The sequence below is a fragment of the Xanthomonas sp. WHRI 8932A genome, assembly GCF_035012785.1.
Taxonomy (GTDB): Bacteria; Pseudomonadota; Gammaproteobacteria; order Xanthomonadales; family Xanthomonadaceae; genus Xanthomonas.
In genome coordinates this window covers 124597-140927 of record NZ_JAYGQQ010000005.1, presented here as the reverse complement: position 1 = coordinate 140927, position 16331 = coordinate 124597, and the positions used below count along the sequence as shown (strand labels likewise).

Genomic DNA, 16331 nt, shown 5'->3' with positions numbered 1-16331 from the left:
GACCGAACGATTGGCGATCCCCCACGGTGGCGGGCAACCCACGCAGGAGCGCACCCGGGCGCGAGAAGCCTTACCGGTAAAGCCCCGTCGCGCCCAGGTGCGCTCCTACGGAATGCGGCGATGCGATTGCCGATAGGCCCGATACAGCACAGTTGGAATTACTGCAAAGACGCACGACGCCGGCCAATGCGTAGGAGCGCACCCGGGCGCGAGAAGCCTTACCGGTAAAGCCCTATCGCGCCCAGGTGCGCTCCTACGGCGTGTGGCGATGCGATTGCCGGTAGGCCCGATACAGCACGAGTGGAATTACTGCAAAGACGCACGACGCCCGGCCAATGCGTAGGAGCGCACCCGGGCCGAGAAGCGTCACCGGTAACGCCCTATCGCGCCCAAGTGCGCCCAAGTGCGCCCCTACGGTGTGTCGTGCGTCAGCGGCCGTGCTGCAAAAACCAACTGGCTGCGCCGATGACGCCGAGCTGGCCGTGTTCGACGATGCTGACCGGCACCTGCTCCAGGGCAGGACGCAGCGTGCCCTTGTCGAGCAGGCGGGCGGTGAAGTCGCTGGCGGCAATGAACTCGGCGATCTGCGGCAGGAACCCGCCGGCCAGATAGACACCACTACGGATGCCGTAAAGCAGCATCATGTCGCCGACCACGCTACCCATGAACCCACAGAACGCCTGCAACGCATCGCGCGCGAGCACGTCGTTACCGGCCAATGCGGCGGCGGTGACATCGGCCGGGCCTTGATGCACGGCAGGCTCGCTACGCAGCGCGGCCAACGCGGTGTAAAGGTTCAACAGGCCCGGACCGGACAACAAGGTTTCGGTGCCCACATGCGTGCGCGTGCGACGCAGCTCCTGCAGCAAGGCCACTTCCAGATCGCTGGCGGCGGCAAGCGCGGCGTGGCCGGCTTCGGTCGGCAGCACCATCGGGTTTGCGCCGTTGGGAATCCACACCGCCGCGCCCAGCCCGGTTCCGGGACCGAGCACCAGCGCCGGGCCGGGCGCGCCCTGAGCGGGGCCGGACAGCTGCATGACCTGATTGCCGGTCATGTAATTGGCCGCGTAGGCGACCGCTTCGAAATCGTTGACCAGATGCAGCGCCTGCATGCCGAGCTGGCGGCGAATCTGTTCCGGCGCCAGCACCCATGGCAGGTTCGCGGTGATCACGCTACCGTCTTCCAGCGCATAACCGGCACTGGCGATCACGCCGCGCCGCACTGGCGCGCATCCCATCTCGGCAAAGAACACGGACATGATCTCGGCCAGGCCCGGATAATCGGCGCAGCGGTACTTGCGATACTCCAGCACGGTGACCGGCTTGCGCGTATCGGTGCTTGCGCAGACCAGCGCCAGGCGCACATGCGTCCCTCCCACGTCTGCGGCAACGAAGGTGTCGGGGCGCGGAAAGGCCACCGCTTCCATTGGGCTGCTTGCGCTCACGCATTCTCCTGATAAGTGGCAGCGGGCTGGCGTCATGTCCCGTTGTCCGACGAACGGCAGCGGGTAGACAACGTTGTCAGTAATCGCCCTGTAACGCAACCGTGGCGGCGACGATCAGGGCATTCTCCCGCACCGCCCATCATCCACGAAAAATCCGCATGCATCACGGAGATTTCTGCATAAAAACCGCGTATGTACCAGTGGAATGCCATCCGGCCATAGAAGCCGCCAATTGCGTGTTGCTGGCGGAATCCCGCATGTGCGCACGCTCTCAGCGACTTCGACGATCCCGTCGCAAAAAATGCTGCATTGCAGCGCAATCGCAACCGCTTCAGAGATCTGTGACGATGTGTTGACAACGCTGTCAACGCTACGCGAGACTCGATCCAAATCGGGGTTCTGGCAGGAGGGGCCAGCAACTGTTCGGTACTGAAGAACGGCGCTTCCCTCGCCTGCCACGCCAGATTCGTGAGTGGCGCGTCATCCGACGTTCGACTCGCCGATGTCGCATTCGCTCCACCGCTTCACCACACGGGGGACACCTCCTCTACCACGCGCATCGACGCCACCTGCTGCCATTGCGGAGCACGGAGTGCGATCACCGCGATCGGTCAGGGCGTGTTGTTTTGCCGGCCACGCCGAGCGCGTTGTGCCCACTACGGGCCATGCGCACTCACAGCACTAACCAATGAGGTTTAGCCATGCACAGCCGCACCACGACGTTAGCACTCTGTATCACCGCCGCTCTGTACTGCTCCGGCTCTGCAATGGCTGCCGGACAAGAACAACAAGCTCCGGCTGGCACCACGCCGTCGGCCACCACCGAGCTGGACACCATCACCGTCACCGGTTACCGCGCGTCGCTGGAGAAGAGCCAGGCGGTCAAGCGCTCGGCCAACTCCATCGTCGATGCGATCAGCGCCGAAGACATCGGCAAGTTCCCGGACATCAATGCGGCCGAATCGCTGTCGCACCTGCCGGGCATCAGCGTCGACCGCCAGTTCGGCGAAGGCGAAAAGGTCAGCATCAACGGCACCGACCCGGCGTTGAACCGCGTGCTGCTCAACGGCCAGACCATCGCCTCGGGCGACTGGGGCGGCAATCCGACCGACACCAGCGGCCGTACCTTCAACTACACCCTGCTGTCGCCGGAAATCATCGGTCTGATGGAGGTCTACAAGACTCCTGAAGCGCGCATCGATGAAGGCTCGATCGGCGGCACCGTGATCGTGCACACCCGCAAGCCGCTGGACCTGCCCAAGAACACCATTCGCGGCTCGGTCGGCTACAACTACAACGACCGTTCCGAAGAAGGCAATCCGCGCGGTTCGGCGCTGTGGAGCTGGAAGAACGACGACGAAACCTTCGGCGCGTTGATCTCCGCCACGCACGACAAGCAGGACCTGGCACGTGCCGGTATCGAGTACTTCGGCTATACCACCGGCGCCGGCATTCCGCCGACGGCCACCATCACCGGCGACGGCAGCGATGTGGCCACCGCACGTGTGCCGGCCGGTATCAGCAGCGCGTTCTTCCAGCAGACCCGTGAGCGCAGCGGCCTGCAGGGTGCGTTGCAGTGGAAGCCCAACGAGCAGAACGAGTTCAACCTGACCGGTCTGTACATCAAGGGCAAGTACAACAACTTCAGCCAGGCGCGCTATGTGTGCCCGGCCTGTAACGACGACCGCCAGAAGATCACCCAGGCCAATGTGCAGAACGGCGTGGTGACCTCGGCCACGGTCAGCGATGGCGCAGCCGGTCAGCCGTACGCGCAGCTGGATGCGAACTACCGCGAGAGCACCGTCACCACCAAGAGCCTGAACCTGCGTCACGACTGGTCCGGCGAGAAGTGGGTATTCACCACCCAGGCCGGCTACACCGAGGCCACAGGTGGCAAGAACCCCGAATACCTGATGAAGTACCTGATGCAGGACGGTGGCTACAATTACGCGTTCGACGGCAGCAATACGTCGGTCAACTACGACAACGGCGGCGCCTCCAACTGGGCACTGCCGGGCAACCCCGCCGGCCTGGCGCCGGGCCAGGAAGGCAATATCCCGGGCACCACCACCGGCATCATGCAGGCCGGCGGTATCGCTTACCAGAAGAGCAAGGACGACGAAAAGTACTTCCAGTGGGATGCCGCGCGCGACCTGGAATGGGGCCCGTTCACCAAGCTGCAGTTCGGCTACAAGTACATCAACCACAACAACGGCGTCGACGCCCGCGGTAACCGCATCAACACCACCGACCCGGTGTCGCTGACGCAGTTCAACCCAGGCACCACACCCAGCAGCCTGTACGACGGCCTGGGTGCCAGCGGCGACTTGACCACCTGGCCAACCGCCAACCTGGGCGCCGTGCGCAGCTACTTGCTGTCGCAGCCGCAGGGCCCGTACCGCACCGATTTTGGCGCGTCGTTCGACGTCAAGGAAATCACTCAGAACGTCTACACGCAGTTGAACTACGAGACCGGCAAGTGGCGCGGTAACGTCGGCGTGCGCCTGGTCGACACCACCGACAAGTCGCAGTTCTGGCAGAGCAATGACGGCGGCACCAGCTTCCAGCGCGTGGCCGAAACCAATGACTACCGCAAGGCGTTGCCGAGCTTCAACATCGCCTACGACATCACCGACGACACCGTGCTGCGCTTCTCGGCGGCCAAGGTCATCGCCCGTCCGCGTTACGCCGATCTGGCAGGTACGTTCACTGTCAACAGTGGTAACGGCAACCTGACCGCCAACGGCGGCAACCCGGATCTGAAGCCGTACGAGTCCACCAACTACGATCTGGCGGCCGAGTGGTATTTCGCTCCGTCCAGCATGTTGTCCGGTGAAGTGTTCTACCGCGACATCAGTTCCTACATCGTCAACACCACGGTCACCCAGCAGCTGAATCCGGCACCGCCGGCCATCGCTGGCCTGTACCAGGTGACCACACCGGTCAACGTGTCCGATGCCAAGGTCAAGGGTGTGTCGGTCAATTACCAGCAGAGCTTCGGGCTGGGCTTCGGTTTGCAGGCCAACTACACCTTTGCCGAGTCCGACTCCAGCTCTGGTCTGAATCTGCCGTACCTGTCGCGCGATACCTACAACGTGATCCCCTACTGGGAACACGGCGACTGGATGGTGCGTGTGAACTACAGCTACCGCTCGAAGTACTTCACCCAGATCGGTCGTCTGGAGTCGCGTGACTTTGCAGATGCTTACAAGCAGCTGGATCTGAACGCCTCGTACCAGATCACCGACTACATGGGCATCACCGTCGGCGCGACCAATCTGCTGGATTCCACCTACCGGGTCTTCAGCAACACCCGCGATACCCCCACGGCGTTCTACAAGAACGGCCGCGGCTATCAGGCCCAGCTCAACTTCAAGTTCTGATGTAGCACCGGCGCGCCACCGACCCTCCACGGTGGCGCGCTTTTTTTTGACCTGTGCGTTGCATGCAGCGCACAGGTCGATGTTGTACCAAGGAGTGGTACTGGCCACGCCCCTTCGCGGTTGAGGGAGCATGGCCAGGCCCGCTTTTGCCATCCACGTGCCGGCTGCATGCAACCGACACGTTTCGCTTAGAGGAGCAGTTCCCATGACGACCGATAGCCGCATCCATGCGGCTCCATTCCGCCGCCACGCCGGAGCTGCACCCAGAACGCGAATGCTCGCGCTCGGTCTGCTGCTGGCGTTGCCTGCTGCCACGCTCAGCGCGCAATCGCCCACTGCAGCCACCGCCACCACGCTCAGCCCCGAGGTCATCGACCAGCAGTGGCTCGATGCCACCGCCAAGTACGCTCCCGAACGCGAGCGTCTGGTGCGCGAAGCCGAAGCTGGCGCGCGCAAGGGTCCGTTCCGCCCCGACTGGGCTGCGCTGAAGGCGTATCAATCGCCTGCGTGGTACGACAATGCCAAGTTCGGCATCTTCATCCATTGGGGCGTGTTCTCGGTGCCGGCGTTTGGTAGCGAGTGGTATTCGCGCAACATGTATCTGCAAGGCTCCAAGGAATTCGCCCATCACGTGGCGACCTACGGCCCGCAAGCGACCAGCGGCTACAAGGATCTGATTCCCAAGTTCACCGCGCCCAAGTTCGACCCCACTGGCTGGGCCAAGCTGTTCCGGCAATCCGGCGCGCGCTACGTGGTGCCGGTGGCCGAACACCATGACGGCTTTGCGCTGTACGACTCCAAGCTGTCGGACTGGACCGCAATGAAGATGGGGCCCAAGCGCGACCTGCTGGGTGAGCTGTCCACCGCAATCCGTGCGCAAGGCCTGCACTTCGGTTTGTCGTCGCACCGCGCCGAACACAACTGGTTCTTCGATGGCGGGCGTAAGTTCGATTCCGACGTCAACGACCCGCGCTATGCAGCGCTGTACGGCCCGGCGCAGGTGCGCCTGCCGGGCAAGGACGACGGCGATGTGGCCAACGACTGGACGCCGGTGTCGCAGGCCTGGCTGGACGACTGGCTGGCGCGCACCACCGAGTTGATCGATACCTATCAACCGGACCTGATCTATTTCGATTGGTGGATTGCCCACCCAACGTTCCGGCGCAGCCTGCCAACGATGCTGGCGTATTACTACAACCAGGGCGCGGCGCGTACCGAGGCCGATCGCGGCGTGGTGGTGAATTACAAGCTGGGCGCCTTCCCCGAAGGGGCCGGCACGCTGGATATCGAACGCGGCCAGCTCACCGGCATCCATCCCACCCATTGGCAGACCGATACCTCGGTCAGCAATGCGTCGTGGGGCTACATCGAAAACGACACCTACAAATCGCCCACTTTCATCATCCACATGCTGGCCGATGTGGTGGCCAAGAACGGCAACCTGATGCTCAACATCGGCCCGCGTGCCGATGGCTCGATCCCCGACACCGAGCGCGGCATCCTGCTGGCGATCGGCAAGTGGCTCAAGACCAACGGCGGCGCGATCTACGACAGCAAGCCGTGGCGCGTGTATGGCGAAGGCCCGACCGAAGTGGTGGGCGGCACCTTCCAGGACGTCAAGACCAAGCCGTATACGTCCGACGATTTCCGCTTCACCACCCGCGATGGCGCGCTGTATGCGATCGAGCTGGGTTGGCCGACCGATGGCGAGACGGTGATCCGCTCGCTCAACGCCGCCGATGGCGTGCGCGGGGTCACTTTGCTGGCCAACGGCAAGAAGATCCCGTTCGAACAACGCGCCGATGGCCTGCATCTGCGCCTCCCCGCAAAGCCGGTTGGCGAGAGCGCGTATGTGTTCCGCATCGACCTTTCTACCCCTACTCCCTGACGGATGTTGTCCTCCATGAGCAAACGATTGACCTGGATGTTGCTTGCGCTGGCATTTGCCTGCGTCCCGGCCCTGGCCAAGAACCCCACGGCGTTGTTCTATCTGATGAACACGCAGAAATCGACCAACTCGTTCATTGCCAACGTCGACAAGATCGATGTGGTGGTGCCGACCTGGTATGGCGTGGATCAGAACGGCCTGGTCAACGGCACGCCCAATATGTACCTGTACGACATCGCCAAGCAGAAGAAGCTGCGGGTGATGCCGATCCTGTCGATGACCACCGGCCGCGACGGCTTCCACAAGCTGATGCACGACGAAGCGGCCAAGAAGCGCATGATCGAATCGCTGCTGATCCACGGCAAGCAGCACAAGTACTACGGCTTCCAGTTTGATTTCGAGAACATCGCCTGGACCGATCGCGACGCCTACACCTTGATGGTGAAGCAGACCGCCGATGCGCTGCACAAGGCCGGTTTCAAGATGTCGGTGGCGGTGGTGCCCAATGCACCGGGCCACGCCGAAGGCGGCCAGTTTTCCAAGTGGATGTGGGAATACTGGCGCGGTGCGTATGACCTGAAGGCGCTGGGCCAGGCGGCGGATCTGGTCAGCATCATGACCTACGACCAGCACACCCGCTGGACCACGCCCGGCCCGGTCGATGGCATGGTGTGGATGAAGAAGCATCTGGATTACGCGATCACCCAGGTGCCGAAAGAAAAGCTCTCGCTGGGCATCGCCACCTATGGCTACCGCTGGTTCACCGGCAACCCGGTGAAGGAAGACGGCACCGAGGCGTCGAATATTTCCGCAACCTACATCGATGCCGACGAATCCTTCCCGCTGGCGATCGAACAGAACGCTACCGTGCAGTGGGATCCGGTCGAACAGGAATCCTGGTTTTACTTCTACCGCGACGACATGCGCGAGTGGGTGTTCCGCCCGGACGCGCGTAGCTTCAAGGCACGCTACGAGATGGCAAAGCAATACGGTCTGGAAGGTTTCAGCTGCTGGGTGCTGGGCGCCGAAGACCCGAAGGTGTGGGACGAGCTGCCGACCGCGCAGCGCTGATCCCTGTTGCATGCCTGGCGCACGCCGATGAAGCGTGCGCCAGTGCCTGTGTGAGTCGCTGCGGCTTTGCTACTGTGCGTGGCTGCCGCGCATCGCCATCGTCGGCATGACCGAGCGATGGTGTCGATGCGATATGGTGTTATTCCATTTGGCTGCGCGCATGCAACCGCGCAGCGACACGCTCTCCGCTACTTCGGGATGTGATTGCATGATGTCCAACACCGGCCGTACGCCACGCATGTTGTTGTCGAGGGCGCTGTTGTTGGACATGCCGTCAGGCAAGAAGCCGTTATCGATGCAGTTGCCGTCGCGGTTGCTTGCACTGTCGTTGGCCGCACTGGCGTTCACCGGTTGCGGCAAACGCGATGCAGGCACGGCACCGGCAGCGGTCAGCGCAGGCGCGACGGCGGCGTCACCTTCCGCAACAGCGCCGCTGCCGCTGATTCCCGCACCGGTGGAGGCCAAGCGCAACGCCGGCAGTTTCAGCGTTGGCACCGGCACGGTGATCTCGATCGTGGCAGGCGACGCCGATGCGCGTCGCAGCGCTGAGTATCTTGCCAACCTGCTCAAGCGCACACGTGGGCTTGCACTGGAAGTGCGTGCAGAAGCCACGCCCTCGCCGGCCAGCATCCGCCTGGAACGCAATGCGCAGGCAGCGGTGACGCAGAAAGAAGGCTATCGCCTGGATGTGGACGCCACCGGTATCCGCATTGCCGCGCGCGATGGCGCCGGCCTGTTTTATGGCGCAATCAGCGCCTGGCAATTGATGACCCCGGATGCGCGCAAGGGCGCGGTGGCCGTGCCCGGCGTCAGTATCCGCGACTGGCCGCGCTTTGGCTGGCGTGGTCAGCATCTGGACGTGGCCCGCCACTTCCACAACGTGGATACCGTCAAGCATGTGCTCGATGCGATGGCGGTGCACAAGCTCAATGTGCTGCATTGGCATCTCACCGATGACCAGGGCTGGCGCATCGAAATCAAGCGTTACCCCAAACTCACCGAGGTCGGTGCTTGGCGCACGCCGCCGGGTGCCGGCAGACACGGCACACCAGAGCGCTCCGGCGGCTTTTACACGCAAGAGCAGATCAGCGAAATCGTCGCGTATGCGGCGCGCCTGCACATCACCGTGCTGCCCGAGCTGGACATGCCCGGCCACGCGCAGGCGGCGGTTGCCGCCTACCCGGAAGAGGTGGGCGTCCCCGGCGTGCGCACTCAGGTGGGCGTGGACTGGGGCGTCAACCCGTATCTGTTCAACACCAGCGAACGCAGCCTGAGTTTCATCACCAACGTGCTGGACGAGGTGTTGACGCTGTTCCCGTCCAGCTACATCCACATCGGTGGCGATGAGGCGGTCAAGGATCAATGGGAAGCCTCGCCGGCCGTCCGCGCACAGATGCGCAAGCTGGGCGTCAAGGATGCCCATGCCATGCAAGGCTGGTTCAACGAACAACTGGCGCAGTATCTGACTACGCACGGACGGCGCATGATCGGCTGGGACGAGATTCTGGAAGGCGGCGTGCCGGCCAGTGCGTCGGTGATGTCGTGGCGTGGCGTCGAAGGTGCGGTCACCGCCGCCAGACAGGGACACGATGTGGTGCTGGCACCGGGCAACTGGCTGTATCTGGATAACCTGCAGACCACGCGTAGCGACGAGCCCAATGGCCGCCTGACGGTGTTGCCATTGTCGAAGGTGTACGCGTTCGATCCGGTCCCGAGCGACCTCACCGCCGAGCAGGCCAGGCATGTGCTGGGCGCACAAGGCGCCTTGTGGTCCGAATACATCCCCTCGCGCTGGCACGTGGATCACGCGCTGTTCCCGCGTCTGTCGGCGGTAGCGGAGATGACCTGGTCGCCGCCGAGCGCACGCGAGTGGAAAAACTTTCTGGCGCGGTTGCCGGCGCAGTTGCAGCGCTACAAGGCACTGGACATCGCCTACAGCGACGGCGCATTTGCTGCCGATATCGCGCTGGAAAGCGGCCCCAACCCGGTGCTCGCCGGCAGCCCGGCCAAGGTGGCGCTGAGCACGCAGACGGGCGCAGGCACACTGCACTACACCGTGGACGGCAGCGACCCCAGCCCTGCATCGCCGCGCTATGAGGCGCCGTTTACGATCAACCTGCCGACCACGGTCAAGGCCACCGCATTCACCGCCGACGGCGCGCCGCTGGCCGCCACGCGCAGCCGCACCTTCGACCGTGCATCGCTGTTGCGCGTGGACACGCAAGGCCTGCGCGATTGCGTGGAGACTGGCACGCTTGGCCTGCGCCTGCCGTTGCTGTCGGAGATGACCGGCGCCGATACACCGGTTTACAACGTCGATCTGTTTCATGCCTGCCGGCTGTATCCGCAGGCACGCCTGGATGGCATCGGCGCGATCCGCATCGAGGCCGCGCGCCTGCCCAACAACTTCGGCCTGGCGCACGAGCAATCCAAGGTGGTGCAGTACCCGGCCAAGACCCGCGGCGGCGAGCTGGAAGTGCGCCAGGGTTGTGACGGCGAACTGATCGCCAGCGTGCAACTGCCCAAGAGCGACACCCTGGGCGAACAATTCACCCTGGAAACGCCACTGCCTGCACGCACCGGCACCCACGATCTGTGCCTGCGCTTCACTGCGCCGATTCGCGGCCCGTTGTATGCCATCGGCGCCGTCCAACTGATTGAAACCACCGCGCAGGCGCCCCCCGCCGCCACGCGCTGATCCATCCAAGGAGACTCACCCATGCCCCTGTCGCACCGCACTGCCCCCGCACTGTCCCTGCTCACCCCCGCCCGGCTCGGGCTTGCCCTGACCTTTGCACTTTCGCAGGCCTGGGCGGCACCGCCCACGGCAGTGACCCTGGACAGCGGCTGGCAGGTGCGCCTGGTGCCGGGGCAGGAACAGGCAAAGACCTATCCCAAGGCGGCCAGCTGGATGCCGGCGCAGGTGCCGGGCGTGGTGCAGACCGATCTGATCGCCGCCAAGGTGGTGCCAGACCCGTTCCTGCGCGACAACGAGGGCAAGATCCAGTGGGCGGGCTTAAGCGATTGGCAATACCAGACCCGCTTCAACGTGGATGCGGCCACGCTCAAGCGCGCGCATGTGGAGCTGGTGTTCGATGGCCTGGACACGCTGGCCGAGGTCACTCTCAACGGCAAGAAGCTGCTCAGTGCCGACAACATGTTCCGGCAATGGCGCGTGGACGCCAAATCGCTGCTCAAGCGCGGCGACAATGTGCTGGAAATTACCTTCTTCTCGCCGATCAAGAAGATCCAGCCGTGGCTGGCCAAGCAGCCATATGCGCTGCCGGGCGCCTACGATTCGGCGTTCGGCGACGAGCCGGATGGACGCCACAGTTCCACCTACGTGCGCAAGGCGCCGTATAGCTACGGCTGGGACTGGGGCCCGCGCATGGTCAATGCCGGCATCTGGAAAGACGTGCGCGTGGAAGCATGGGATGCCGTGCGCGTGGACGGCTTGCATATCGACCAGCAGCGCGTGGACGCTGACAGCGCGCAATTGCAGGCGCAACTGGAACTGCAGGCTGGCCGCAGCGGCCCGGTGCAGGTGACGCTGGATGTACTGGGTCCGGATGGACAAAAGGTCGGCCAGTTCACCCAGGACGCGGTGATCGACCCGGGCCAGAACCGCATCGATCTCGCAGTGCGGATTGCCAAGCCCAAGCGTTGGTTCCCGGCCGGCTACGGCACGCAGGACCGCTACACCTTCGTGGCCACCGTGCGCGATGCCGATGGCGACAGCCAGCAGATCAAGCGCGTCACCGGCCTGCGTTCGGTGGAGCTGCGCCGCGAAAAGGACAAGTGGGGCAAGAGCATGGAGATCGTGATCAACGGCATCCCGATCTTCGCCAAGGGCGCCAACCTGATCCCGCTGGATGCGTTCCCCTCGCGCGTCAGCCAGGAGCGCATGCGCAGCACCTTGCAGGATGCGCGCGATGCCAACATGAACATGCTGCGCATGTGGGGCGGCGGGCATTACCAGGACGATCACTTCTACGAGGTGGCCGACGAGCTGGGCATCATGATCTGGCAGGACTTCATGTTCGGTGGCGCGGTGCCGCCGTACGACGTGGAATTCCACGAGAACACGCGGCAGGAGGCGATCGAACAGGTCAAGCGCCTGCGCGATCACCCCAGCATCGTGTTGTGGTGCGGCAACAACGAAGTGCAGACCGGCTGGGAAAACTGGGGCGATCGGGTCAAGTTCAAGCAGTCGGTGGACCCGGAAGAACGCACCCGCATCGAGCGCGGCATGACCACGCTGTTCGGCACCGTGTTCCGCGAAGTGGTGGCCACCTACGATAGCGATGTGCCGTATTGGGCCACCTCGCCGGGCACCGATTTCGACGGTGGCGCCGACCAGGCCAACGATGGCGACATGCATTACTGGAAAGTGTGGGGCGGCCCGGCCCTGCCGGTGACCGAATACCTCAACGTCACCCCGCGCTTCATGTCCGAATACGGGCTGCAGTCGTTCCCGGACATGCGCACCGTGCGTGTGTTTGCCGATGCCGCCGACATGGACCCGGAATCGCCGGTGATGCGCGCGCATCAGAAGTTCGACAAGGGCAATGGCAACAAGCGGCTGATGCTGTACATCCGCCGCGAGTTCGGCGAGCCCAAGGACTTCGAAAGCTTTGTGTATCTGAGCCAGTTGATGCAGGCCGAAGGCATCAACCTGGCCGCCTCTCATCTGCGTGCCTCGCGTCCGCAATCGATGGGCTCGCTGTATTGGCAGCTCAACGATGTGTGGCCGGGCGCGTCGTGGTCCAGCGTGGATTACTACGGCCGCTGGAAGGCGCTGCAATACCACGCGCGCCGCTTCTATGCGCCGGAGATGATCGCCGCGCTGCGTAATGACAAGGGCCAGACCCAGGTGTCGCTGGTGTCGGACCGCACCACACCGCTTGATGCACGCTGGCGCATGCGGGTGATGAGCATGGACGGCAAGGTGCTGAGCAAGCGCGAGCAAAAAGCCAGCGTCAAACCGCTGAGCAGCCTGCAGGTGGGCAACTTTAGCGATGCGCAATTGCTGGGCAAGGCCGACCCGAAGCGCAGCTATGCGGTGTTCGAGTTGTTCGATGGCGAGAAGCCGTTGTCGCGCGAAGTGGTGTTCTTCGCGCCGGCCAAGCAGCTGGCGTTGCCCACCGCCAAGATCGACAGCCAATGGCGCGCCGATGGCGATGGCTACGCGCTGACTTTGCGCAGCGACACGCTGGCGCGCGAGGTGTGGTTGTCGTTCGGCGATCTGGAAGTGAACGTGGCCGACAACGCCTTCGACCTGTTGCCGGGCGAACCGCTGACGGTGCACGTCTCCAGCAAGCTGCCGCTGGCGCAGGTGCAGGCCGCGCTGCAGGTGCGCGACCTGGCCAGCACGCTGGCCGGCGCGCCGCCGGAGCCGGCCGAAGCGAAGTGATGCGGCCCTCATCCGCCCTGCGGGCACCTTCTCCCGCAGGGCGGGAGAAGGAACATCTGGCGATTGCAGGGCGATCAACTGCAGGAAGATCAACAGAACGAGTGGATCGCGTTTCCCATTGGCAACCGAGCAACTTGGCAACCGAGCACCTTGCCACCCGAGCACCGAGAGCATCTCCTTCTCCCGCCTGCGGGAGAAGGTGCCCCGCAGGGGCGGATGAGGGCAACGCTGTCCGTAAAAAAGTGATCCCTCTTGTTGCCCCCGCCTCAATAACAAAAACAAAAGACGCATGGCGGCAGCGCCACTGCGCAGGAGTGCATTGATGTCATCCGTGTTTGTATCGCGCCTTGCCATTGCGCTGGGCCTGAGCCTTGGGCTGCCGTGCATCGCGCACGCCGCCACCACCGACCGCAGCAGCAGCCCCGAACAACGCGCCGCTGCGCTGGTGGCGCAGATGAGCCGCGACGAAAAAGTGGCGCAGGCCATGAACGATGCGCCAGCCATTCCGCGCCTGGGCATCCCCGCCTACGAATGGTGGAGCGAAGGCCTGCACGGCATCGCGCGCAATGGCTATGCCACGGTGTTTCCGCAGGCGATCGGCCTGGCCGCCAGTTGGAACACTGCGCTGATGCAGCAGGTGGGCACCGTGGTGTCCACCGAGGCACGCGCCAAGTTCAATCTGGCCGGCGGCCCCGGCAAGGACCACACCCGTTACGCGGGGCTGACCATCTGGTCGCCCAATATCAATATCTTCCGCGACCCGCGCTGGGGCCGTGGCATGGAAACCTATGGCGAGGATCCGTTTCTGACCGGGCAGCTCGCAGTGGGCTTCATTCGCGGCCTGCAAGGCGATGATCTGAACCATCCCCGCACCATCGCCACGCCCAAGCACATTGCCGTGCACAGCGGCCCGGAACCGGGCCGGCATGGTTTCGATGTGGACGTGTCGCCGCGCGATGTCGAAGCGACCTATACCCCCGCCTTCCGCGCCGCACTGGTCGATGGACAGGCCTGGTCGGTGATGTGCGCCTACAACTCCCTGCATGGCACACCGGCCTGCGCGGCCGACTGGTTGCTCAATGGCCGCGTGCGTGGCGATTGGGGCTTCAAGGGTTTTGTGGTGTCCGACTGCGATGCGGTGGACGACATGACCCAGTTCCATTACTTCCGCCCGGACAATGCCGGCTCGTCGGCCGCATCGCTCAAGGCCGGCCACGACCTCAATTGCGGGCATGCGTATCGCGCACTGGGCACCGCCATCGAACGTGGCGAAGTCGACGAAGCACTGCTGGACCAATCGCTGGTGCGCCTGTTTGCCGCGCGCTATCGGCTGGGCGAACTGGAGGCACCGCGCAAGGACCCGTATGCGCGCCTGGGCGCCAAGGACATCGACAACACCGCCAACCGCGCACTGGCCTTGCAGGCCGCTGCCGAATCGATCGTGCTGCTGAAAAACAACGCCAATACCCTACCGTTGAAAGCCGGCACGCGGCTGGCGGTGATCGGCCCCAATGCCGATGCGTTGGCCGCACTGGAAGCCAACTATCAGGGCACTTCCTCCACACCGATCACCCCGCTGCTCGGCCTGCGCCAGCACTTCGGTGCGCAGCAGGTGCGCTACGCGCAAGGCGCGCCGCTGGCCGCCGGCGTGCCGGGCATGATTCCGGAAACCGCATTGCGCAGCGACGACAAGCCGGGATTGCGCGGCGAATACTTCGACAATGTCGATCTGGACGGTAGCCCGCGCGTGGTGCGGCAAGACCGCACCATCAGCTTCAACTGGGATCAGGTCAGCCCGGCCAAGGGCGTGCCGGCCGATCGCTACGCGGTGCGCTGGAGCGGCGAGCTGTTGCCGCCGGGTACCGGCGATTACACATTGGCGGTGCGTGTGGCGCGCTGCTTCGATTGCACCGGGCATGACCCGGTGCGGCTCTACATCGACGACAAGCTGGTGGTCGCCGGCAACGCCGAAGACAAGCACGTGCCGGCCGGCATGCACAACGCCGATGGCCGCAGTGTGGAAACCGTGCTGCATTTCGACGACACCCGCCCGCGCAAGATCCGTCTGGAAATGGAGCATCGCGGACAGGACCAGGGCCTGCGCCTGGAGTGGCTGGCACCGGCCGCCGCGCAACTGGCCGAGGCCGAACAGGCGGTGGCGCAGTCCGATGCGGTCGTGGCCTTCGTCGGCCTGTCGCCGGATGTGGAAGGCGAGGAACTGCGCATCGATGTGCCCGGCTTCGACGGTGGCGATCGCAACGACATCGCCCTGCCCGCCCCACAGCAAGCCTTGCTGGAACGGGCCAAAGCCTCCGGCAAACCGCTGGTGGTGGTGTTGATGAGCGGCAGCGCGGTGGCGCTGAACTGGGCCAAGGCCAACGCCGACGCCATCGTGGCGGCCTGGTATCCCGGCCAGTCCGGCGGCACCGCCATCGCGCGCGCACTAGCGGGCGACGACAACCCCGGCGGGCGCCTGCCGGTGACGTTCTACCGCTCCACCAAGGACCTGCCGCCGTACGTCAGCTACGACATGAAAGGCCGCACTTATCGCTATTTCAAGGGCGAGCCGCTGTTTCCGTTCGGCTATGGGCTGAGCTACACAAGTTTTGCCTACGACGCACCGCGCCTGTCCACCAGCACACTGCAAGCTGGCAGCACGCTGCAGGTGACCACAACGGTGCGCAATACCGGCAGCCGCGCCGGCGATGAAGTGGCGCAGGTATATCTGCAGTATCCGGACCGCCCGCAATCGCCGCTGCGCAGTCTGGTCGGTTTTCAACGCGTCCACCTCGCGCCCGGCGAACAACGCGAACTCACCTTTTCGCTGGATGCGCGTGCACTGAGCGATGTGGACCGCAGCGGCCAGCGCGCGGTGGAAGCCGGCGATTACCGCGTATTTGTCGGTGGTGGCCAGCCCGGTACCGGCGCCGCGGGTGAGGCAGCGGCATTGTCGATTTCGGGGCGCTCGCCGTTGCCGAAGTAAGAGTTACTAACGGGTTTACCCTGGCTATCACGGACCTTACAAGAAAGCCGATCGAGGCCCTGATGATTGCTCATGTCCGAGCGAAGGAAGTTCAAAGCGGAGTTCAAGCGTGGTGCGGTTGCGCAAGCCATTCAACCCGGCGTCAGTT

The 16331-nt window shown here is 64.1% G+C and carries 7 protein-coding genes; 6 read left to right on the top strand and 1 reads right to left on the bottom strand.

The window, feature by feature from the left end; translation table 11 throughout:
• Window positions 1-428 precede the first annotated feature (428 nt).
• On the bottom strand, window positions 429-1427 hold the full coding sequence (locus tag VC212_RS09635; protein ID WP_323515435.1) for a glucokinase family protein: 999 nt from the start codon (window positions 1425-1427) through the stop codon (window positions 429-431).
• A gap of 719 nt (window positions 1428-2146) precedes the next feature.
• Between VC212_RS09635 and VC212_RS09630 the strand changes: the two genes are divergently transcribed.
• The 6 genes from VC212_RS09630 to VC212_RS09605 all read left to right on the top strand — a co-directional run bounded on the left by VC212_RS09630 (window position 2147) and on the right by VC212_RS09605 (window position 16183).
• Window positions 2147-4828 (top strand): TonB-dependent receptor, encoded by a 2682-nt coding sequence (locus VC212_RS09630; protein ID WP_311238675.1) that lies wholly within the window; start codon window positions 2147-2149, stop codon window positions 4826-4828.
• A gap of 205 nt (window positions 4829-5033) precedes the next feature.
• Complete coding sequence (locus VC212_RS09625; RefSeq protein ID WP_323515420.1) at window positions 5034-6716, top strand: alpha-L-fucosidase; 1683 nt, start codon at window positions 5034-5036, stop codon at window positions 6714-6716.
• A gap of 3 nt (window positions 6717-6719) precedes the next feature.
• The gene (locus VC212_RS09620) at window positions 6720-7787 is read left to right on the top strand and encodes a glycosyl hydrolase family 18 protein (protein WP_161963124.1); all 1068 of its coding nucleotides are present in this window, start codon (window positions 6720-6722) and stop codon (window positions 7785-7787) included.
• Window positions 7788-8055: 268 nt separating this feature from the next.
• Entirely contained in the window at window positions 8056-10485 is a 2430-nt protein-coding gene (locus VC212_RS09615; RefSeq protein WP_323515436.1) for a family 20 glycosylhydrolase, read from the top strand.
• Between the two features lie 21 nt (window positions 10486-10506).
• On the top strand, window positions 10507-13200 hold the full coding sequence (locus tag VC212_RS09610; protein WP_323515421.1) for a glycoside hydrolase family 2 protein: 2694 nt from the start codon (window positions 10507-10509) through the stop codon (window positions 13198-13200).
• 322 nt (window positions 13201-13522) lie between these two features.
• Entirely contained in the window at window positions 13523-16183 is a 2661-nt protein-coding gene (locus VC212_RS09605; RefSeq protein ID WP_323515422.1) for a glycoside hydrolase family 3 C-terminal domain-containing protein, read from the top strand.
• Window positions 16184-16331 lie beyond the last annotated feature (148 nt).